Origin of the sequence: Streptococcus sp. HMSC034B05 (assembly GCF_001809055.1) — a bacterium.
Lineage (GTDB): Bacteria > Bacillota > Bacilli > Lactobacillales > Streptococcaceae > Streptococcus > Streptococcus constellatus.
This window is the reverse complement of record NZ_KV795595.1, coordinates 97,691-119,118: the sequence shown is the minus strand read 5'-3', so window position 1 is coordinate 119,118 and position 21,428 is coordinate 97,691. Positions and strand designations below refer to the sequence as shown.

The 21,428-nt window shown below is 39.6% G+C and carries 14 protein-coding genes, 1 tRNA gene and 1 pseudogene; 7 read left to right on the top strand and 9 right to left on the bottom strand.

What is annotated here, in order from left to right:
* Window positions 1-32 precede the first annotated feature (32 nt).
* Window positions 33-1,325 (bottom strand): adenylosuccinate synthase, encoded by a 1,293-nt coding sequence (locus tag HMPREF2542_RS03140; RefSeq protein ID WP_048800748.1) that lies wholly within the window; start codon window positions 1,323-1,325, stop codon window positions 33-35.
* 290 nt (window positions 1,326-1,615) lie between these two features.
* On the opposite strand from HMPREF2542_RS03140, the gene gshAB reads away from it, so the two are divergent.
* Complete coding sequence (gshAB, locus tag HMPREF2542_RS03135; protein ID WP_006269713.1) at window positions 1,616-3,868, top strand: bifunctional glutamate--cysteine ligase GshA/glutathione synthetase GshB; 2,253 nt, start codon at window positions 1,616-1,618, stop codon at window positions 3,866-3,868.
* Between the two features lie 92 nt (window positions 3,869-3,960).
* Here gshAB and HMPREF2542_RS03130 read toward each other — a convergent pair whose 3' ends face one another.
* Both HMPREF2542_RS03130 and HMPREF2542_RS03125 read right to left on the bottom strand, forming a co-directional pair.
* Entirely contained in the window at window positions 3,961-4,518 is a 558-nt protein-coding gene (locus tag HMPREF2542_RS03130; RefSeq protein WP_058670054.1) for a GNAT family N-acetyltransferase, read from the bottom strand.
* Between the two features lie 159 nt (window positions 4,519-4,677).
* A pseudogene (locus HMPREF2542_RS03125) lies at window positions 4,678-4,947 on the bottom strand (alcohol dehydrogenase); the annotation flags it as partial.
* A 290-nt stretch (window positions 4,948-5,237) separates the two neighbouring features.
* On the opposite strand from HMPREF2542_RS03125, the gene HMPREF2542_RS03120 reads away from it, so the two are divergent.
* The 4 genes from HMPREF2542_RS03120 to dusB all read left to right on the top strand — a co-directional run bounded on the left by HMPREF2542_RS03120 (window position 5,238) and on the right by dusB (window position 9,385).
* Window positions 5,238-6,056, top strand: coding sequence for a hypothetical protein (locus tag HMPREF2542_RS03120; protein WP_006269727.1), 819 nt, complete (start codon window positions 5,238-5,240; stop codon window positions 6,054-6,056).
* An 18-nt stretch (window positions 6,057-6,074) separates the two neighbouring features.
* Window positions 6,075-7,346 (top strand): toxic anion resistance protein, encoded by a 1,272-nt coding sequence (locus HMPREF2542_RS03115; RefSeq protein ID WP_058670053.1) that lies wholly within the window; start codon window positions 6,075-6,077, stop codon window positions 7,344-7,346.
* Between the two features lie 208 nt (window positions 7,347-7,554).
* Window positions 7,555-8,427 carry an Hsp33 family molecular chaperone HslO gene (gene hslO, locus HMPREF2542_RS03110; protein ID WP_049476276.1) on the top strand — a complete coding sequence of 291 codons (873 nt, stop codon included), beginning with the start codon at window positions 7,555-7,557 and terminating at the stop codon, window positions 8,425-8,427.
* Window positions 8,414-9,385 carry a tRNA dihydrouridine synthase DusB gene (gene dusB, locus HMPREF2542_RS03105; protein WP_058670052.1) on the top strand — a complete coding sequence of 324 codons (972 nt, stop codon included), beginning with the start codon at window positions 8,414-8,416 and terminating at the stop codon, window positions 9,383-9,385. The genes hslO and dusB overlap by 14 nt, the downstream gene beginning before the upstream one ends.
* Window positions 9,386-9,455: 70 nt before the next feature.
* On the opposite strand, the gene HMPREF2542_RS03100 is transcribed toward dusB, so the two are convergent.
* Genes HMPREF2542_RS03100 through HMPREF2542_RS03090 form a run of 3 tightly spaced genes read right to left on the bottom strand, consistent with a single transcriptional unit; the run spans window position 9,456 to window position 12,837 of the window.
* Window positions 9,456-9,896, bottom strand: coding sequence for a GNAT family N-acetyltransferase (locus HMPREF2542_RS03100; RefSeq protein WP_058670051.1), 441 nt, complete (start codon window positions 9,894-9,896; stop codon window positions 9,456-9,458).
* Between the two features lie 46 nt (window positions 9,897-9,942).
* Window positions 9,943-12,372, bottom strand: a complete 2,430-nt coding sequence (locus HMPREF2542_RS03095) for an ATP-dependent Clp protease ATP-binding subunit (RefSeq protein WP_058670050.1) — start codon at window positions 12,370-12,372, stop codon at window positions 9,943-9,945.
* Between the two features lie 3 nt (window positions 12,373-12,375).
* Complete coding sequence (locus HMPREF2542_RS03090) at window positions 12,376-12,837, bottom strand: CtsR family transcriptional regulator (RefSeq protein ID WP_037597472.1); 462 nt, start codon at window positions 12,835-12,837, stop codon at window positions 12,376-12,378.
* Between the two features lie 260 nt (window positions 12,838-13,097).
* Here HMPREF2542_RS03090 and HMPREF2542_RS03085 point away from each other — a divergent pair, with 260 nt between their 5' ends.
* Window positions 13,098-13,448 carry a hypothetical protein gene (locus tag HMPREF2542_RS03085; protein WP_049476271.1) on the top strand — a complete coding sequence of 117 codons (351 nt, stop codon included), beginning with the start codon at window positions 13,098-13,100 and terminating at the stop codon, window positions 13,446-13,448.
* Between the two features lie 248 nt (window positions 13,449-13,696).
* Here HMPREF2542_RS03085 and HMPREF2542_RS03080 read toward each other — a convergent pair whose 3' ends face one another.
* The 3 genes from HMPREF2542_RS03080 to rpsB form a co-directional block, all read right to left on the bottom strand.
* Window positions 13,697-18,739 carry a Cna B-type domain-containing protein gene (locus HMPREF2542_RS03080; RefSeq protein WP_058670049.1) on the bottom strand — a complete coding sequence of 1,681 codons (5,043 nt, stop codon included), beginning with the start codon at window positions 18,737-18,739 and terminating at the stop codon, window positions 13,697-13,699.
* Window positions 18,740-19,114: 375 nt separating this feature from the next.
* The gene (tsf, locus tag HMPREF2542_RS03075) at window positions 19,115-20,158 is read right to left on the bottom strand and encodes a translation elongation factor Ts (RefSeq protein WP_003071089.1); all 1,044 of its coding nucleotides are present in this window, start codon (window positions 20,156-20,158) and stop codon (window positions 19,115-19,117) included.
* 82 nt (window positions 20,159-20,240) lie between these two features.
* Complete coding sequence (gene rpsB, locus HMPREF2542_RS03070) at window positions 20,241-21,023, bottom strand: 30S ribosomal protein S2 (protein WP_003071092.1); 783 nt, start codon at window positions 21,021-21,023, stop codon at window positions 20,241-20,243.
* Between the two features lie 297 nt (window positions 21,024-21,320).
* Between rpsB and HMPREF2542_RS03065 the strand changes: the two genes are divergently transcribed.
* Window positions 21,321-21,391: transfer RNA gene (locus HMPREF2542_RS03065), tRNA-Cys, on the top strand.
* Window positions 21,392-21,428 lie beyond the last annotated feature (37 nt).

Genomic DNA, 21,428 nt, shown 5'->3' with positions numbered 1-21,428 from the left:
AAGCGAGCCGAAACCCGCTTTGTCTGCTTCTATTACAAACTTGACCAAACACTTTCCAGGATGTTTGTCTGTTCACGACCAGGACCGACAGAGAAAGTAGAAATACGAACACCGACCAATTCACTGACACGGCGGACATAGTTGCGAGCATTCTCTGGCAACTCTTCTAAACTGCGAACACCTGTAATATCTTCTGACCATCCCGGCAATTCTTCATAGATTGGCTTGCAACGTTTGAGCTGCTCCAGACTAGCTGGATAATGATCAATGCGCTCACCATCTAAATCATAAGCGACACAGATTTTAACCGTATCAAGTCCCGTCAAAACATCAATCGAATTGAGAGAAAGGTTAGTAATACCAGATACACGTCGGCTGTGGCGCATAACAACCGAATCAAACCAACCAACACGGCGAGGACGTCCTGTTGTCGTTCCATATTCATGACCAACTTCACGAATGTGGCTGCCTACTTCATCAAACAATTCTGTTGGAAATGGTCCATCACCAACACGACTGGTGTAAGCTTTGCAAACTCCGACAACTTTGTCGATTTTACTTGGCCCTACTCCCGAACCAATCGTCACACCACCTGCAACAGGATTAGATGACGTTACAAATGGATAAGTACCTTGATCGATATCTAGCATCACTCCCTGCGCTCCCTCAAAAAGGACACGTTTGCCTTGATCAAGAGCATCGTTCAAGATAACAGAAGTATCTGTCACGTATTGTTTAATTTGCTGACCATATGCATAGTATTCCTCAAACATATCGTCAAATCTGATAGCTGCGCTGTCATAGAGTTTTTCAAAAAGACGATTCTTCTCAGCCAAATTCCTTTGCAAACGCTCTCTGAAAATATCCTTATCCAAAAGATCAGCAATTCGAATTCCCACACGAGCAGCTTTGTCCATGTAAGCTGGTCCAATTCCCTTAATAGTCGTCCCGATTTTGTTATCACCTTTTGCTTCTTCTTGTAAGCGATCTAACTCAATATGATAAGGTAGGATAACATGAGCACGATCTGAAATCCGAAGATTATCCGTCGTAACACCTTCTTCGTGCAAATAAGCCAATTCATGTACCAAAGATTTTGGATTAACCACCATTCCATTCCCGATAACAGAAATTTTATCTGGGAAGAAAATCCCTGATGGAATCAGGTGCAGCTTGTACTTCTTACCGCCAATTACAATGGTATGACCCGCATTATCTCCGCCTTGATAACGGGCAATGACTTCGGCATTGGCTGAAAGGAAATCTGTAATCTTTCCTTTCCCTTCATCTCCCCACTGGGTCCCTACAACAACAACTGATGTCATAATCTTGTCTGAGCTAAGTGCTCGTCCTTTCTTGTCTACATGGCAGGAGTCTCACCTGCAATTATATCTTATACTTTATTATAAGAAAAATTCCTTCTTTTTTCAAGATAAGACCGCCATTGTTATTTGTAAATGACGAAGTTTGAACATCCCACCTTTGTGAAATCTGTGTCTTATCTAAAAATATGAGCATTTTCTTTTAAAAAAAGTTCGGAAAACGTAGTAGAAATTTGTCTTCTAAGCATTTTTATAATAGACTAAAAGTATTAGAAAACAAACAGGGATTTACCATGAACATCAATCATTTGTTAGAAAAAATAGCAGTAGATGCTCCTATTCTACAAGCCACTTTCGGATTGGAAAGAGAGGGCTTGCGTGTCAATCAAAACGGGAAATTAGCACAAACTTCTCATCCAAAAGCATTTGGCAGTCGCAATTTTCATCCAACGATTCAGACAGATTTTAGCGAGCAGCAGTTAGAACTCATCACTCCAATTGCTCCTTCTACAAAAGAAGCAAGGCGTTTTCTTGCTGCAATTACTGATGTGGCTGGACGAACCATTCCCAAAAACGAAGTGATTTGGCCACTCTCTATGCCCCCAAAATTATCGCCAGCAGAAATTCAAATCGCTCATTTAGAAAATGATTTTGAGCGCTATTATCGAGAGGGGTTGGCGAAAAAATATGGAAAAACACTACAAGCTATCTCAGGCATTCACTACAACATGGAGTTGGGACCAGACTTGATCCAAGCTCTTTTCAAGGTCAGTGATTACAAGAATATTCGTCTGTTTAAAAATGACCTCTATCTCAAATTGGCTCGAAACTTTTTACGTTTTCGCTGGTTTCTGACTTATTTATACGGGGCAGCACCAATTGCTGAGGAAGGATTCTTGACCAGGGAGATTTCTCAGCCTGTTCGCTCTATCCGCAATAGTGATCTTGGTTATGTCAATGATCAAAAGATTCATATCTCTTATGCCTCACTAGAATCTTATGTGAGCGATATAGAGAAATACGTAGCACAAGGTGATTTAATTGCTGAGAAAGAATGCTACATGCCTGTTCGTTTCCGTGGGCAAAAAGAAAATCGACTTTACTTAGAAAAAGGAATCACCTATTTAGAATTCCGCTGCTTTGACCTTGATCCTTTTGAGGTGCTGGGAATCAGTCAGGAGACAATGGACACGGTTCATCTCTTTTTGCTTGCCTTGCTCTGGCTCGATGATATAGCAGAACCTGATGAACTTCTAAATCAAGCCCATGCTCTAAATGAGCAAATCGCTCTTAGCCACCCTCTGGCTCCGCTACCAGTTGAAGCTGATACCGACTTACTTCTTGAATCCATGCAAGCTGTTATTCATCATTTTGAACTAAGTCCCTACTATCAAAACTTGCTTCAACATGCAAGAAATGCAGTAGCTGATCCCAACCTGACCCTTGCCGCTCAGCTCTTGCCTTATCTTCGAAACCAGTCCTTAGAAGCCTTTGGTTTAGAAAAAGCCAAGGAATACCACAACTACGCTTGGCATGCACATTATGCGCTGAAAGGCTATGAAAATATGGAACTCTCCACTCAAATGCTCCTCTTTGATGCTATTCAAAAAGGAGTGCAAGTAGAAATCTTAGACGAAAGTGACCAGTTTTTAAAGCTTCAACATAAAGATCATATCGAGTATGTCAAAAATGGCAATATGACTTCTAAAGATAACTACATTGTCCCTTTAGCCATGGCAAATAAGACGGTAACCAAGAAAATTTTATCTGCTGCTGGTTTTCCTGTTCCTGCTGGAGCCGAATTTTCCACTCTAGAAGAAGGTATAGCTTACTATTCTTTGATCAAGGACAAATCGATTGTCATCAAGCCTAAATCCACTAACTTCGGTTTAGGAATTTCTATTTTTCAAGAACCTACCAATCTAGATAGTTACCAAAAAGCATTGGAAATTGCCTTTTCAGAAGACAGCTCTGTTCTTGTTGAGGAATTTATCGCAGGAACCGAGTACCGCTTTTTCGTCCTAGATGGCAAATGTGAGGCGGTGCTCCTACGTTTGCCGGCAAACGTTAGAGGAGACGGTCAGCACACTATTCGAGAGTTGGTCGCTACGAAAAATACCAATCCCCTGCGCGGTCGAGATCACCGCTCTCCTTTGGAAAGAATCAAACTAGGAGAGATCGAGCTACTCATGCTAGAACAGCAAGGTTATAAAGCAGACGATATCTTACCAAAAGGAGGTCAAGTTTTTCTCCGTCGCAATTCTAATATTTCTACTGGCGGAGATTCAATAGATATGACTGAAGCTATGCATCCTTCCTACAAGAAACTAGCAGCAGAAATGGCAACTGCTATAGGAGCTTGGGTCTGCGGTGTAGATCTCATTATCCCAGATAGCACATTGCCAGCCAGCAAAAAAGAGCCCAACTGTACTTGCATTGAGCTTAATTTTAACCCATCCATGTATATGCACACCTATTGTACAGAAGGACCCGGTCAAAGCATTACGCCTAACATTTTAGCGAAGCTTTTCCCAGAAATCTATTAATCTTTATACCACAAAAAACGAGCAAAACAAACAGCTCGTTTTTATATATAACTTTCGGATAAAAATAGAACGGTTTGATAATGCTTCGCAGCTTACTCCCAGTCTCTTCCATGACCATGTTTGATTTCAAATTCAAAATAACCATCTTCTTGGATTTTTTTGAAAATGTCCCGATAGGCTTCCTCATCAAAAAACGCTCCTTTATAAAGGATTTCAAAACTCAACCCATCGTATTCTAAATAGGCATGCGAAGAGCGAAAACCATTTCGCTTGTAGAAATCCATTCGAGCTTTTCGTTGTTCTAGATTATCACAAGGCTCATCCAGCCGTTCTACTTCTAAAACCATGGTTCTTTGATAAAAATCCACCAACTTATCAATAATCTTCCCGCCATAACCATGACTACGCAAATGAGGCATAATCGCAAAAAAGCTGATATAAAAGGCTCTTTCATTGTAAACTGAAAAGGCAAAACCGACAAATTCATTGCCATCATAAAAGGCAAAAAAATGAGAATATTCCCCATCTCCATAGCGTAGCAACTCAGATAGCGGTGCACGCTCCTCCTTAGGAAAGGCTTCTGTATTGAGTTGTTCTACTTTTTCTAAATCCGGAAATTCGGCTGTAATAATTTGACTAGTTAAGGGCATCGCTTTCCTCTTTCTAACCCATTTTTCTTTTATTTTACCAAAAATTAAGATATTTGAGAACTTTGGGGCAAAAATGCAAATGATAAAAAAGTGATCGAGACAATGTCGTCGACCGCTCATTAAATTGAGATTGAATTGCAAAAATAGTAACCGCTCTTACTACATCACAATCATATCTTTAATCGTTTTTCTATCAGCCATGTCTTTATAGGCTTGGTCAATCTCGTCCAATTTGTAAGATTGAGTGAATACTTTTCCAGGATTGATTTGACCGTCTAGAACTGCTTTTAGCAAGACTTCTTTGTCATAAGTGGTGCAAGAAGCTGGTCCGCCAGCCATTGCCAAGTTGGCCATCCAATAGTCACCAATATTGATGTCTACTATATGAGGTACGCCGACTCGTCCGACAATAGCGCCTGGACGCGTAACTTCCTATACTTCCATTCTCCCCAGCTTCACAAATACTGCTGCCTTCATCTTATTTCCCCTTTCTCTATTAAAAAGATGAAACTTCATACCCATCAAGAAGATGAAACAGTTATATTTTCGTTATATACCTTAGAGTCAACTCGAAGTCAAGAATTTTTTGAAAAATCTTGCTAGCCTCTGCTTATACTCAACTAAACTTTTTATTAAACATATCATTCAGTACCGTCTTTTATACATTTTTATGCTAAAATAGACTTAGAAATTTCAGAAGAAACAGGATTAGATAATTTATGCCCAGAAGAAATTATAACAATGTACGTTCTAGAAGATGGATCGGTATACTGCTTATTCTTATCGCAGTTGGTATTATTATACAGTACCTCATTCCAATCCTTCTTTCCATCGGCATAGGCTACGGAATTTACTACTATGCAACTCATAAACCGAAAAAAATCACAGAGCCCAGCGCCAGTCAGCAAATTGAAGATTTGAAACAGGAAATCAGAGCTGCAGATAGTCGAATCAAACAGCTGGACAATTATCTGAAAGAAAAATCTTATGCAAATTACCAACAATTAGCTGATCAGCTCTTGCCTCAATTGAGTTATATTCAAGGCCGAGCTGACACCTTAAAAAAATATATCTCGCCTGAAATTTACCAGCGAATTCAACGGAAAGTGCAAAATGTAACAACCGATATCCATGAGCAACTACACAATCTTCGCGCTCAAACTTCCGAAAGTTTAAAATCAAACTTGGAGGAATTAGCACCTGAATTACTTGAAACTATTCACAATATTCAAATCGACCACGAAGCGATTCTCAAGAAAATTTCTCAGTCAGAAAGCAACAATAAGGAAGAATTAACTGCGATCCATCAGTCTCAAATGGAGCATTATGAGGATATTTTAGAAGGCTACCTAAAAATCAAGACCTCACCGAAAGATTTTTATAATGCAGAAGAACGACTTTCTAGCGCCAAAGCAGCTATTGAGCAGTTTGATTTAGACTTGGATGAAACACTCCGTCAACTCAATGAAGCAGATCTACGAGATTTTGATATCAGCTTGAGGATTTTAAGTAAAAAAGAACCCAATACCGAACTATAACCATCAAAAGGAGACCTTATGAGCCAAGAATTTAACTTTGACATCGACAAAATCGCTAATAATGCCATTTCCAAAACAGACAGAACTACTGAAATCATCGAATCAACCGAAACACAAGCAAACGGACAGATGAACTTTTTGGAGAAATTAACTCCTGAACAACAAGATGCGATCATAGCAAAAGCCCCTCAGCTGGTAGATAACTTTATTTCCGATCAAAATACTCTTTTAGATTTTGGGCAGGCTGCAGTCGAAGAAGTTAATAATACTGTTAATCGCATTTTAGCCGAACAAAAGAAACTTCAAATCCCACAAGTAGATGAATTGTTAAAAAATACCAACAAAGAGTTAAATGGTTTTGTTGCTAAATATAAGGATGCTCAAATTGCAGAACTAGATAAAAAGCCAAATTTTTTAGAAAAACTCTTTAAACAAAGTAAGAACACCTTGCAAGAGTTCTATTTTGATTCACAAAATATTGAGCAAAAAATGGATAGTATGGCTGCCACTGTCGTCAAGCAAGAAGATCTGCTCGCACGCAATATCGTTTCTGCCGAAATGTTAATTGAAGACAACACCAAATCCATTGAAAATCTAGTCGGTGTCATTTCCTTTATCGAAGCCACTCAAAAAGAAGCTGGTGCGCGTGCCTCGACTCTTCAAAATGAGGTGGCACAATTAGATACTGCCACTCTCGATTACCAAACCAAATCACAAGAATTGGCTCGCTTAACTGAGGTTGTTAATACATTGGAACAACAACATACAGAATACATCAGCCGTCTATATGTCGCTTGGGCCACTACCCCGCAAATGCGTAATCTCGTAAAAGTATCTTCTGATATGCGCCAAAAACTTGGTATGCTCCGTCGCAATACCATTCCGACTATGAAGCTCTCTATCGCTCAACTAGGAATCCTGCAACAATCAATGAAATCTGGTCAAATAGCAGACGCTATTTCTAATGCCAACAATGCAGCGCTGCAAATGCTAGCTGAAACCAGCAAAGAAGTCATTCCACAAATGGAGAGGATTTCCCAAAATCCAACAATCGCTGTCGAATCCGTCACCAAATTAGCTGAAAGCTTAGTCGCTCAAAACCAAGGAATCATCTCTGCCATTGATAAAGGGCGGGAAAAACGCGCTCTCCTTGAAGCAACTGTAATCAAATCCGCTGAAACCATTAATGACTCTGTTAAATTACGCGACCAAAAAATTATCCAAGCTTTGCTAGATCAGGGAAAAGAAATCCAAAAAGAAGTGGATAAACCGACTACAAGTGAAACATAACGAGCTGAAACATGGAAGTAAGACAAAAATAAACTCTTGTGGTATGCTGTTTCATCCAAACAAAGTAACAGTATATAGCACTAACTCTTTGCCATGTAAATAATGACAACCTCGTCAATTATGTGGGGCAGGACAACAAAATCAATTTCTTACGAAATACCGATTTTTGTCCCGCTCCCTTTTCTTTTTTTATGTTACAATAAAGGGTATGGACAAGATTATTAAAACAATTTCAGAAAACGGAGCTTTCCGAGCTTATGTACTAGACAGCACTGAAACCGTTCGGACAGCTCAAGAAAAACATCATACTCAGGCCAGCTCAACTGTAGCACTAGGTCGCACACTCATTGCCAGTCAAATCCTTGCTGCAAACGAAAAAGGAGATACAAAAATCACCGTCAAAGTACTAGGGACAAGCTCTCTCGGTGCGATTATCACCGTCGCAGATACAAAAGGTACTGTCAAAGGCTATGTGCAAAATTCCGGTGTGGACATTAAAAAAACTGCAACAGGTGAAGTGTTAGTTGGACCATTCGTTGGAAATGGCGAATTTCTCGTTATTACAGATTATGGAACTGGAAATCCTTATCATTCTATGACTCCACTTGTGTCCGGTGAGATTGGAGAAGACCTTGCATTCTATCTAACAGAAAGTCAACAGACTCCTTCAGCTGTTGGCTTGAACGTTCTACTAGATACCAACGACAAGGTCAAGGTTGCTGGCGGATTTCTCTTACAAGTTCTCCCTGGTGCCAAAGAAGAAGAAATCACCCGCTTTGAAAAACGAATCCAAGAAATGCCTGCTATTTCAACACTTTTGGAATCTGAAAACCATATTGAAGCCTTGCTTTCAGCTATCTATGGCAACGATCCCTACAAACGCTTGTCAGAAGAAGAGCTCCGCTTCCAATGTGATTGCAGCAAAGAACGGTTTTTAAATGCCCTCTCAAGCCTACCTAAGTCAGATCTTGAAGAAATGCGAGATGAAGACCACGGCGCTGAAATCACTTGCCAATTCTGCCAAAGTACATATCATTTTGACGAAAAAGACTTGGAGGAACTCATTCGTGACAAATCTTAATACCGCTTTTTTGATTGGTGATGTAAAAATTCCCAACCGGACTGTTCTTGCTCCCATGGCAGGCGTCACCAATTCAGCTTTTCGGACGATTGCAAAAGAGCTGGGTGCAGGTCTTGTCGTCATGGAAATGGTCTCAGACAAGGGCATTCAGTACAACAACGAAAAGACACTTCACATGCTGCATATTGATGAAGGAGAACATCCCGTTTCCATTCAGTTGTTTGGGAGTGACGAAGATAGTTTGGCACGTGCAGCCGAGTTTATCCAAGAAAATACCCAAACAGATATTGTGGATATCAATATGGGCTGTCCTGTCAATAAAATTGTCAAAAACGAAGCCGGAGCAAAATGGCTCAAAGACCCAGAAAAAATCTATTCTATTATCAATAAAGTTCGTTCTGTTCTAGATATTCCATTGACCGTGAAAATGCGTACTGGTTGGGCAGATGCCTCACTAGCTGTGGAAAATGCTCTTGCAGCTGAAGCTGCTGGTGTGGCGGCTCTTGCTATGCACGGTCGTACACGCGAACAAATGTACACTGGGCACGCTGATCTTGAAACCCTCCACAATGTTGCGCAAGCCTTAACCAGGATTCCTTTTATTGCCAATGGCGATATTCGTACTGTCCAAGATGCTCAACAGCGTATAGAAGAAGTGGGGGCAGATGCTGTCATGATTGGGCGCGCTGCTATGGGCAATCCGTATCTTTTCCATCAGATTAACCACTATTTTGAAACAGGAGAAATCCTGCCTGATCTCAGCTTTGAGGATAAAATGCAAGTCGCTTACGATCATTTGAAACGTCTAATTGACCTCAAGGGCGAGCATATCGCTGTTCGAGAATTTCGTGGCTTAGCACCTCATTACCTCCGCGGAACAGCTGGTGCTGCCAAACTCCGCAGCGCTATTTCCCAAGCCAACAGTCTTGCAGAAATTGAAGAATTGCTACAAGTTTAAACATTAAAAAAACACCAATCATCTGGGAAATTATTCCTAAATGATTGATGTTTTTTATTAGTCATTTCTACTAGGTATCCAGCCGAACCATTTCAGTTCTTGGTTGATTGCGGTAAATGAGATCTTCTCGAACAGAGAATCCTAATTTCTCCCAAAACTTGTTTCCTTCTACATTCCTTTTAAAGACAACCAAGGCAACCTTATGAATTTTCAACTCATCTAAGACAGTTAAAACTGTTTCAACCAACTGTCGAGCAATCCCTCTCCTACGGTAATTCGGATGAACAGCTGTATGATAGATATACGCCCTTCGACCATCAAAGCCAACTAAAATCGCTCCAATAATTATTTGATTTTCTACTGCTACCAGACAAGTTTGAGGGTTTCTTTTTAGAAACTGTGCAATTCCCTCCTTAGAATCATCCAAATGATTTAAGCCCATACCTGCACATGACAGCCATAATTGGTAAACTTGGTCGTAATCTGCTTCTACCATTTCACGAATATCCATATTAAAATACCTTATCTATTCCCTGATGAATGCTTCGAATAAAAACTCAGAGCACTTCAAACTTCAATTTTCCAGCCTTGACACCGACTTTCAAGCTTTGTCCCGTTTTTAGCTCACCTGCTAAAAGTAATTCTGATAAATGGTCTTCCACCCGAGTTTGTAGAATTCGACGCAATGGACGAGCTCCCATTTCAGGATCATAGCCCTCTTGAGCTAGAAGCTTCAAAGCACTCGGCTGGAATTTGAGTTTAATTCCTTTTTCTGCAAGACTAGAAATGAGCGGTTGCACCATAATTTTCACCACTTCCTGCATGTCTTCGCTAGTCAAACTGTGAAAAACAACCTTTTCATCAATTCGGTTAATAAATTCTGGACGATAAGCTTTCTTTAGCTCTTCCATCATTCGTTTTTCCATATTTTCATGATCAAAACGAACATCTCTTGCTCCAAAACCAACCGTCTTGTCGTCCCGCAAACTTGTCGCACCAAGATTGCTGGTCATAATGATAATGGTATTGGAAAAATCCACCTTACGCCCCTTGCTGTCTGTCAGCACCCCGTCATCTAAGACTTGGAGAAGCACATTGAAAATATCAGGATGAGCTTTTTCTACCTCATCAAAGAGGAGCACAGAGTACGGACGATTGCGAACTTTTTCAGTCAATTCGCCCCCTTCTTCATAACCAACATAACCTGGAGGCGCTCCATTGAGGCGACTGGCAGCAAATTTTTCCATGTATTCACTCATATCAAAACGAATCAGTGCTGTTTCGTCATCAAAGAGAACTTCTGCCAAAGCCTTAGCTAGCTCAGTTTTTCCGACCCCGGTTGGCCCTAAGAACATAAAGGAGCCAATTGGACGCTTGCTAGTGCGGATACCGGATTGATTGCGCCGAATCGCTCGACTAATAGCAGAAATTGCTTCATTTTGCCCAATGACCCGCTTGTGCAGTTCCTTTTCTAAATTGAGGTATTTCTTCGCATCTGTTTGCGTCAACTTTTGCACGGGAATACCTGATAAACTGCTGAGCGTTGCCAAAACATCCTCGTCTTTCACTCTTAATTTATAGACAATCGGCTGACTCTCTTTCTCCAACAACGTACTAACTTTGTTCCAATTGCCTGCCATTAAAGCCTCATCTGCTGCACTCAATTCGACTTTTACGTGATTTTGCGGACCTTTATTTTGTACTGTTGCAGCAGCTTCATCTAGCAAATCAATGGCCGAATCCGGTAGATGTTTGCTTGTTAGATAACGATGAGCATACTTAACAGCCGTCTCAATGGCCGAATCCGTAATCACGACCTTGTGGTGATCTTCATAAGTTTTCTTTAGCCCTTGTAAAATCGCAATACTATCAGCTACTGTTGGCTCTTCAATAGCAACCTTAGCAAAGCGCCGTGAAAGAGCTGCGTCCTTTTCAATATATTTCTGGTACTCTTCTTGTGTCGTTGCGCCGACCGTTCTGAGTGTCCCTCTGGCCAAAGCTGGCTTGAGAATGTTCGCTGCATCTAATGTCGAGTCAATCCCGCTACCCGACCCCATAATAGTATGAAGCTCATCAATGAAAAGAATGACATGTCCATCTGCTTCAATATCATTGATAATATTGTTCATCCGTTCCTCAAAATCACCACGAAAACGAGTTCCAGCCACCACATTCATTAAATCTAGCTCTAAAACTCTCATCTTTGCAAGCTCATTTGGAACTTGACCAGCTGCCACACGTTGCGCCAAACCAAGGGCTAATGCTGTCTTCCCGACTCCTGCATCTCCTACCAAAACTGGATTATTTTTCGTCTTGCGACTTAAAATCTGAAGCATGCGAGAAATCTCTTTATCCCGCCCAATGACCGGTTCTAAAAGACCCGTATGAGCCATTTCGGTTAAATCACGAGTATAATCTTCTAGTCCGCCACTGGTTGCAGGAGGCATTCCCATCATATTAGCCATCGTTTGTCTTGTTGCTGCAGCATTTTTATTTAGGTGACGAATAGCCTTTAAATCCTCTTTATTCCAGCTTGCCTTATGCTCTAAATTTTTCCGAAGATCTGTCATGCGTAGAGCACCTTCTTTATCTTCGTAACTAAAACCAATAAATTCAAGAATACGCGCTGCCAAACTTCCTCGGTCAAATAACATAGCTAGCAACACATGCTCTGTTCCAAGATTCTTGGCATGAACCGCCTCTGCAATTTGTTCAGCAGTCAAAAATAACACTTTCATGCGATAAGAAAACGGCCAAATAGTAAAAGCTCCCTCTTGTTGATAGACTTTCCCCGTGATATGAAAAGCCGCCTTTTCAAAATCATCAATTTCAAGTGGATAATCATTTAAAACTGAACCAGCAACACTATAAGGATTATTTGCCATAGCAATCAACAGCTGCCAAGACTCTAAATAATCCGTTTCAAAATGACTTGCTAATAACTGTGCTGATTCAATACTTTCTGTCAAAGCTTTTGAATGTTTCATATATTAGTTTTTCCCTTTTCTATCAACTTGCTGTAAAATTTTCTTTAACATCCGCGCACGAATCTGTGCAGCATTTGTCCCCAATACCCTGTCTGTTGTCGTTGCTAAAAGAAGATTCCCTTCTCGTTCTGTCATGATCTGTTCATCAAATAACAGCTGAATAATATCTGTAAAGATCTGATGGCTAATCTGCTCACCAACGCTATGCAACAAATCACAAAGCAACTCATGGTGATTGGAAAATTCAATTCGACCAATCCGAATATAGCCTCCTCCACCACGCTTACTTTCAACAACATAGCCACGACTCTCCGTAAAGCGCGTCTTTATTACATAATTTATCTGGCTAGGAACAACCTGAAAAACATCTGCAATCTCACTTCGCTTCAGCTCCGCAATCCCTGCCTGTGCCAAAAGAGTTTTAATATATTCTTCAATATTATCTGATGTATTTTTATTACTCATGACAACTCCTTTCTTTTTGGTCTCATTCTATAAACAACTCCCCACAACTGACATTGACTATCTTTGACTAATATTATACCGAAATTCTTCTCTTTTTAAAAGAAAAAGAGCTAAATGAAAAACTGAAAAGTCTGATTATTCAAGCAAGTGAAAAAGCTTATCTATCAGCAACAATTCAAGTGTAAACGCTTGCCTTTTAATTTTAAAGCGTTATAATATAGATGAAAATTTGACGATATCAATAAAAGGAGGCCAAATGAATGAAAATGGATTGGTTCAAATATACACGTCATATACTGGTTTGGTTGTTTTCAACTTTATTCTTTTTTACAATTATTTCTGCTGACTATGTAGATGTTCAAGTCGCCACATTAGTCGCCTGTTTATTTGCCCCGTTTTTATTTGAACCGTCTTCAATAAAACCAAAAACAAAATGGATAATTGATTTAGCCATCATTGTCATCAGTGTCTTTACTGTTCTTTTTACACAAACTTACCGAATCGCTTTTACCTACTCCGAAATTACTTATCTACTCATCTCCTTGATTATTTTAATCCTTATCGATTTAGTTATTTCTCACAAGGGATTCACTAAAAGAATTGTAAAATAATAGCAAATGGGACTAGAAAAGGTTAGAGAACAGACTTAGTTCTCTAACCTTTTTACTTATTTTAAACTCTAGATAGTGGATTAACTGGTTTAGTTTTGTCCAAGTGCAGCAGCCATTGTAGCAGCTACTTCTGATTCAAAATCATTGGCAGCTTTTTCAATACCGTCACCTACTTCAATTGACAAAGAATCCTTAAAAGCCCACTAGATTTATCTAGTGGACTTTACTCGATCTATCTGATGACAGAATTATGCCTTCTTCTTTAACAAGTAAGCAGCTCCGCTTAGTGTGAATAGACCTACAAGTAATGTCAAGAACGAGCTTTGACTACCTGTTGATGGGAGAATGTTCTTTTTCGGCTTCTCTGGTGTACTTGGCGGTGTTTGTGGTTTCTCTGGTGTATGACTATTCGTGATATTCATACCATCTACCTTCGCTGTGTAACCTTTCGGTACAGCAACTTCTTCCACCGTATAAGTGATTGCCTTACCTGCTTCATATTTAGCAAGTTTTTCAAAGCTATACTTCCAACTAGTTGCTTCACTTACTATTGCTACTTTGCCTATATCTTTACCATTTGCAAGCAATTTCACTTGAATCTCTTTTGGACGAAGACCATCTTTATCATTTTCGTCTTCCCAAATCTTCTGACCGCTAACTGAAGTCACCTCTGGAGTGTGGTTATTGACCAAGTTCATTCCATTCGCTTTAGATTGATAACCTTTTGGTACATCTACTTCCTCAACAGAGTAAACAATTTCTTTTCCAGCTTTGTAACGATCTAAACCTTCAAAACTGTATTTCCAATCAGTTGTTTCGCTTGCTGTTGCCACTTTGCCTGTATCTTTACCGTCTGCCAATAAACGAACTTTGATTTCAGTTGGACGTTTGCCATCTTGGTTGTCTGAATCATTCCAAGTCTTTTGACCAATCACTTTGATTGTTTTTGGTGTGTACTTGTTGGTAATAGTGTACTTACCATCTGCAGAAGGTTCTTTTGGATTGATAGTGGTGTAACCCTCAATCTTAGTGATTTCTTTCACTTCATATTTGATTTCTTGACTATTCTCATACTTCGGTAATGGTTTTGACTCAAAGGCCCAACCTTTTTCTTCTGAAGTTTCAATTTCATCAACGATTTCTTTGCCTTTCAGAATTTGGACCTTCACTGTAACTGTTCGTTTGCCATCTTGGTTGTTGTTATCTTCCCAAACTTTCTTACCAGAAATGACAATCGTTTCTGGTGTGTGCGTATTGGTGATTTCTTGACCCTTGATAGAGGTTTCATATCCTGCTACAGCATCTTCCTTGACAGAATAGACAATTTCTTGACCTGCTTCGTATTTTGGAAGATTACTAAAGGTATGTTTCCAAACATTGCCATTCGCTGGATCTGCTTCAGCGACTTTAATATCATATTTCTCAACTTCAGTGGTCACACCGCCAACTGTCTTCATCAAATGAACCGTGATATGATCTGGACGTTTGCCGTCTTGGTTGTTGTTATCATTCCAAGTTTTCGTCACTTGATAATCAATCATTTTTGGTGTGTATTTGTTGGTAATATTGAAATCATTGATTTCGCTAGTATATTCAGAAACTACTTCTTCGGTCAGGCTATATTTAATAACCTTGCCTGCTTTGAATTTAGGAAGTTTAGTAAATACTGTAGACCACGTTCCGTCAGCTGCCGCTTTCACTTCTTTGGAAGCTACTTTTTCACCGTCTGCCAAGAGATTAACCGTAATAGATTTCGGACGTTTACCATCTTGGTTATTAGCGTCATCCCAGTTCTTCGTTGCTTTAATATCAATTGTTTCTGGTGTATATTTATTGGTAATAGTAAAGCCTGTCTTAGCATCTCCGCTGATTTCAGTTGTATAACCAGCTACTGAACTCACTTCAACTACTTTATAATCAATCGGAGTTCCGCCTTTATCTGCATCTAAATCCGTGAAGTTACCTGCCCAGCCACTGGCTTCTGATAGCTCAAGAGTTTTACCTGTATCTTGACCGTCTGCCAAGAGTTTAACAGTAATCTTAGTTGGACGTTTGCCATCTTGGTTATCGGCATCATCCCAGATTTTTTTCACTGGAATTTGCGTTTTAGCTGGTGTATATTTGTTAGTGAAGACAAGATCTTTCGCTTCTTTCGAAACCGTTGCTTTTAATTCAGTAGCACTGATTTTTTCAACCTTGACTTCTATTTCTCGAACAGTCTTATCATAAGTTACCCCAGTTTCTGTTCCTTCAACTTCTGAGATAGTATACTTATGCGTTCCTACTTGGTTTTCATCGTAAGTCAATTCGTCAAAAGCAAAGTTTCCGTCCATATCATTAGTAACAGTTTGAACGACGCTGCCATCTGTCTTTTTCAGGGCAAAGTTATATTTGCCTGCTTCCAGTGCTTTACCTTCTAGCACTTTCTTACCAGCAATTTTTACTTTGGTTGCTGTTGCTGGTGTGTATTTGTTGGTGAATGGCTTTTCATCGTCATAGACAACAGTTGATTCAAGGGTGCCTTTACCGTTATCAGTCACTGTAATCGTAGCAGTGATAGTCTTGGTATCATAAGTTATACCAGAAACATTTCCCGCTTTTTCAGTAATCTTATAAGTGTAGATTCCAGCAGTATCAAATGTTAATTCTGAGAACTTAACATTTCCTTCTTTGTCATTCTTAACAGTTTCTTTAACATTGCCATCTTTATCGGTCAAAGTGAACTCGAACTCATCAGCTTTCAACTCACGACCTGTAAGTGTTTTCTTCACTCCAAGACGCGTCTTTGCTTTTTCAGCTTTATAAGTATTTACAAATTTCTGAATTCCACCGTTATCAATGACAGGGATGACTCCGGCAGGAAGCGATGATCCAACAGCAGATCCCAGAGTTGCGAAATTCGCAAAAGGAGCTGCTAAAGTAGAAATCTGATTATAAAGAGGTGTTGCAACGAACTTACCCTGTCCAGAATCATACACAGAGACTGTGACACGAACTGTTCTAGAATCATGGGTCACCCCATCAATGGTTTGACCAGCATGGGCTTCAACAACAGTGAATTTGTACTGTCCCTCCTTATCGAAAGGAATATCCTTGAAGACAACACGACCATTTTCGTCATTTTTTGCGCGTTGGATTTCTTTTCCTTCGTTATCTTTTAAGATAAATTCAAACTCGTTCGCTTGAAGAGGAATTGGACGTTCACCAATCAAAACTTTATCTACTAAAATATCAGTCTTAGTCGGCAATGATTTATATGTATTTGTAATAGTCGTAGTATCTGTTTGTGTTGGAGTATAGCCATGTACTGTGCCACCAATGTTCTTGCCCTCTTTATTTGTTTCCCTCACGCTGTAAGTGTATTTCACAGCGTTTTCATCAGTGGCAGGAAGATTCTCCCATTCAACCGTTCCATCGTTTTTCGGAACTTCTCTCAAATCTGCTCCAGCCACTTCTTCAAGAGTCCCACCTTCAAGAGTGCGATAGAGCTTGAAGTAGAATTTTGGGCGAGCATCCGCTTTACCACCATTCCATACTTTCTTAGCAGTTACTTTTGTTTTAGGAACTTCGTAAGTATTCGTTACTCTCGTCTTATATTCATTATAAGATACAACGTAACTATTGTCTCCTGCTTTAACTTTCTCGCCTTGGTTCAAAGGAAGATTTGTCTGCTCTTGAAGTTCACGAACAGAGTAGACTAATTCTGTTTTTCCATCGACATCGTACTTAGGTAGTCGATTTAGCCACTTATAAGTGTAGACACCGTTCGACACGGTCACTTCTGGGGTATAGTTTCCAGTAACAGGTTTTGCCTTATCAACGGTTTCACCTTTTTTGTGCACATACAAGCCAAGTTTGACTTCTTTGTAGTCAGTTGCTTTTCCGTTTACCCATATCTTGGTCACTTCAAAATCAACTGTCTCACGTTTGTTAGGAATATTTAGAGGAACACCTTTTCCACCTTTTAACTCCACTTCAAACTCTTCGCTGATCACCTGATAACCTGCCTTAGGTTTCTTTTCTTTGACAATATACTTCCCATCATTGAGAGCCTTTGAAAGAGCAATTCCGTTTTCATCTGTTACCACGGTCTCAACTACTTGATTCGTAGCTTTATCAATGATTTCAAATTCAACATCTTTCAACTTAACAGTCGCATCAGCTTCGTCGAATTTAGTGATTTTGATCTTACCAGCAATATCAGCTGTGACTGATGCACCAACAGATTTAACTGTCTTTAAATTAAACGTTGCCTCTGTTTTAGTTCCAATACTACTTCCGTATTTTTTCCAAATAAGTTGTGGTTGATTATCAATCAAGTATTGTGCCGAGTTACTTATCGTTGAAGTATCTGCTGGTGAAGAAGTATCATACGTTAAGAAAAAGCTCTTTGTTCCCATATTAGTCGGCATGAGCAACTCAAATCCTCGTTTCCCATTGACAAAGGTTAGCAAAGCTTTGTTATCTGAGTCAGCCTTGTATACATCCGGATCGGTTGTGATATCATAACGCTTACCCACTTTTTTAAGAGCAGATGAATTCGTATTCGTCGTCTCAAATTCCGCTTCATACATATAGAAAGTATCTTCTATATAGCTAGCGAAAGCTCCCTTTGAGACGTCATCTGTAATCTTCACTACATGTCCAGTCATATCTTCCTTAGCGCGATTAATCTTCATCTGAAAATGTGCCCTCGCCTTATTGTTATCGTTATAACCGTACTTTGTAATGGTTTCTCCTATCACGTCAGTCTGTTGATATTTATTCACTTTATACGTAATGGTCTGTGTTTTACCACCTGGTATAACATAGGTGACTGTTTTCCCCTCTTTTTTGAGCGTTTCAGTTGCTTCTGCAACAAAGTCCCCACGAATATTTTGCTTGTCCTTCACCTTTTCGTTGAAAGTAAATACCAGCTGATGGTTAGCATTATCCACCTGGACAGTCCCCATTTTGGTATTTGATTTCAAATCAATCAAATCCAGACTACCATCCGTCAAACTCAAGTTATTTGGAGCTTTTACGATAAAGTAATCACCATCCTTGATTTCATTAACTGCCACATCAGGAAACGAGAATTTACCTGAGTATTTCAATTTTATCGAAGTATCGTTTGAACCATGAATTCCTTCAGTCTCACTTCCTGTAGATGCGATAGTAATCTTCAAGTCCTCGATTTTAGCCTTATCGGTAACGTCGGCAGCAGAAACCCGCTGGACGTTCCAAAATCCTAGAACAGCAAAAATCATTAGCAATGACAAAAAGAAACTCATCCACTCTTTTAGCCTCATAATCAATCTCTCCTTCTTTCATAAACAAAACTAAAAGAACACCTATCCTTTTAGGATACATTATAGCTAATATTATTATACCTCAAATAAATAGAAAGTCCATATATTCGTAAGTGCTTTTTTGACACAATGTAAACTTCAGTTTCCCAAAATAGGTTTCCTAATCCCAGAACTCTTAATATTTTATTAAAACGAAAGGCCCTGGACAATGAGAAATCTATCACATATTCCAAATTTAGAAAAAGCCTCATACGAATCACCATTAAAAGCAACAAAGCTTTGGAAAGATTCATATGAGACTTCTTATAAATACCACAAAACAGGGAAAAGCAGGAATCCTATCTCATGTTATTTTATATGTTTGTTTTTTTATTCTTAGTTTTGTCCAAGTGCAGCAGCCATTGTAGCAGCTACTTCTGATTCAAAATCATTGGCAGCTTTTTCAATACCGTCACCTACTTCAAAACGTGTGAAGCTAGCGATTGTAGCCCCTTGACTTTCAAGGAATGCTTCAACAGTTTTGCTGTCATCCATAATATAAATTTGGGCTAAGAGTGTATATTGTTGGTCGACTTTTGTGTTATCTAACATAAAGCGATCCATCTTACCAGGGATGATTTTGTCCCAGATTTTTTCTGGCTTACCTTCAGCCGCAAGACCTGCTTTAATATCTTCTTCAGCTTGTGCAATTACTTCATCTGTCAATTGAAGTTTAGAACCAAATTTGTAGTGTGGAAGTGCTGGTTTACCAACCATTGCACGGCTTTCATTGTCTTGGTCAATTTTATGGTTCATTTGAGCCAATTCATCATGGATAAATTCTTCGCTCAATTCTTTGTATGAAAGAACGGAAGGTTTCATAGCGGCAACATGCATTGCCACGTGTTTTGCAAGATCTTCGTCACTGCCAGAAAGAACTGTGATAACGCCGATACGTCCACCATTGTGTTGGTAAGCTCCAAATACTTGATCATCTGCTTTTTCAACAACTGCAAAACGACGGAATGAAATTTTTTCTCCAATTGTAGCAGTTGCACTAACATAAGCAGCTTCAAGCGTTTCTCCTGAAGGCATTATCAAAGCAAGTGCTTCTTCATTGTTCGCTGGTTTGCCTTCTGCAATCACTTTAGCCGTTTCGTTTACTAATTCAACAAATTGAGCATTTTTTGCTACAAAATCTGTTTCTGAATTCACTTCAACGATAGCAGCGATATTGCCACTCACATAGACACCAGTCAATCCTTCAGCAGCAACACGATCTGCTTTTTTAGCAGCTTTTGCCATACCTTTTTCACGAAGCAATTCGATTGCTTTTTCGATATCGCCATCTACTTCTACAAGTGCTTTTTTAGCATCCATGACACCAGCACCAGATTTTTCACGCAATTCTTTTACAAGCTTAGCTGTAATTTCTGCCATTTTGATCCTCCAATTAAGATATTACGGTTTTATTTAATAAAAAGGGGAGGGCTAGGCCCCGCCCCATAGGTTCGTTACTTGATTATTCGTTTGAGCCTTCAACAACTTCAACGATTTCTTCAATAGAATCTGCTTGTGTATCAGTTGCAGCTAATTCTGCTTCTACTGATTCAACGTTATCTTCACCTTGACGCCCTTCGATAATCGCATCAGCCATTTTCGCAGTGATTAATTTAACAGCACGGATAGCATCATCATTTGCTGGAATAATCACATCAATGTCATCTGGATCTGTATTCGTGTCGACCATCGCAACCACTGGAATACCAAGCTTCTTAGCTTCTTTTACAGCGATTTGTTCTTTATGTGGATCAACAACGTACATTACGTCTGGGATGCGAGGCATTTCTTCGATACCACCCAAGAATTTTTCAAGACGAGCGCGTTGTTTATTAAGAAGAGCGACTTCTTTCTTAGGAAGCACGTCAAAAATTCCGTCTTCTTCCATGCGTTTGATTTCTTTCAAACGAGCAACACGTTTTTGGATCGTTTCCCAGTTAGTGAGAGTTCCACCCAACCAACGGTGGTTGATGTAGTATTGACCTGCACGTTCTGCTTCATCTTTTACAGCATCAGCAGCTTGCTTTTTCGTACCAACAAACAAGATAACCGCATCATTAGCAGCAGCATCGCGCATAAAGTCGTATGCTTGATCTGCAAATTTTACAGTTTGCTGAAGGTCAATTACGTGGATACCGTTACGTTCTGTAAAGATGTATTTAGCCATCTTAGGGTTCCAGCGACGAGTTTGGTGACCAAAGTGAACACCAGCCTCAAGAAGTTGTTTCATTGAAATTACTGCCATGAGTAAGATCTCCTTTTTGTTTTTTTCCTCTTTCAGATTTCAACTTGCAAAATCAACCGTAGGCAACAATTTCACAATTCATCTGAAATGAGTATTTGCCGATTACACGACATCTACTATCATATCAAAAGTTCTTCTATTTTACAAGAGGTATTCTGCTTTTTTATAGTCTTCTCAATCTCCATCCGTTTATTCTATAGTTTAATCTTAGATGATGAAGCGCTACAATTTTACCGATAGAAACAAATCTACACTCTTGACGAAAACGATTTTTTACGATAAAATAGTAAAAGTTGTGGCGGTATAGCCAAGTGGTAAGGCACGGCTCTGCAAAAGCTTGATCGTCGGTTCAAATCCGTCTACCGCCTTTCAATACCTGACTTGTCAGGAATCAACCGAACAAAA

What these genes read in the sequence shown, in the direction of transcription:
- HMPREF2542_RS03140 (WP_048800748.1), bottom strand. Translation starts at nt 1,325, where the DNA reads ATGACATCAGTTGTTGTTGTAGGGACCCAGTGGGGAGATGAAGGGAAA.
- gshAB (WP_006269713.1), top strand. Translation starts at nt 1,616, where the DNA reads ATGAACATCAATCATTTGTTAGAAAAAATAGCAGTAGATGCTCCTATT.
- HMPREF2542_RS03130 (WP_058670054.1), bottom strand. Translation starts at nt 4,518, where the DNA reads ATGCCCTTAACTAGTCAAATTATTACAGCCGAATTTCCGGATTTAGAA.
- HMPREF2542_RS03120 (WP_006269727.1), top strand. Translation starts at nt 5,238, where the DNA reads ATGCCCAGAAGAAATTATAACAATGTACGTTCTAGAAGATGGATCGGT.
- HMPREF2542_RS03115 (WP_058670053.1), top strand. Translation starts at nt 6,075, where the DNA reads ATGAGCCAAGAATTTAACTTTGACATCGACAAAATCGCTAATAATGCC.
- hslO (WP_049476276.1), top strand. Translation starts at nt 7,555, where the DNA reads ATGGACAAGATTATTAAAACAATTTCAGAAAACGGAGCTTTCCGAGCT.
- HMPREF2542_RS03100 (WP_058670051.1), bottom strand. Translation starts at nt 9,896, where the DNA reads ATGGATATTCGTGAAATGGTAGAAGCAGATTACGACCAAGTTTACCAA.
- HMPREF2542_RS03095 (WP_058670050.1), bottom strand. Translation starts at nt 12,372, where the DNA reads ATGAAACATTCAAAAGCTTTGACAGAAAGTATTGAATCAGCACAGTTA.
- HMPREF2542_RS03090 (WP_037597472.1), bottom strand. Translation starts at nt 12,837, where the DNA reads ATGAGTAATAAAAATACATCAGATAATATTGAAGAATATATTAAAACT.
- HMPREF2542_RS03085 (WP_049476271.1), top strand. Translation starts at nt 13,098, where the DNA reads ATGAAAATGGATTGGTTCAAATATACACGTCATATACTGGTTTGGTTG.
- HMPREF2542_RS03080 (WP_058670049.1), bottom strand. Translation starts at nt 18,739, where the DNA reads ATGAGGCTAAAAGAGTGGATGAGTTTCTTTTTGTCATTGCTAATGATT.
- tsf (WP_003071089.1), bottom strand. Translation starts at nt 20,158, where the DNA reads ATGGCAGAAATTACAGCTAAGCTTGTAAAAGAATTGCGTGAAAAATCT.
- rpsB (WP_003071092.1), bottom strand. Translation starts at nt 21,023, where the DNA reads ATGGCAGTAATTTCAATGAAACAACTTCTTGAGGCTGGTGTTCACTTT.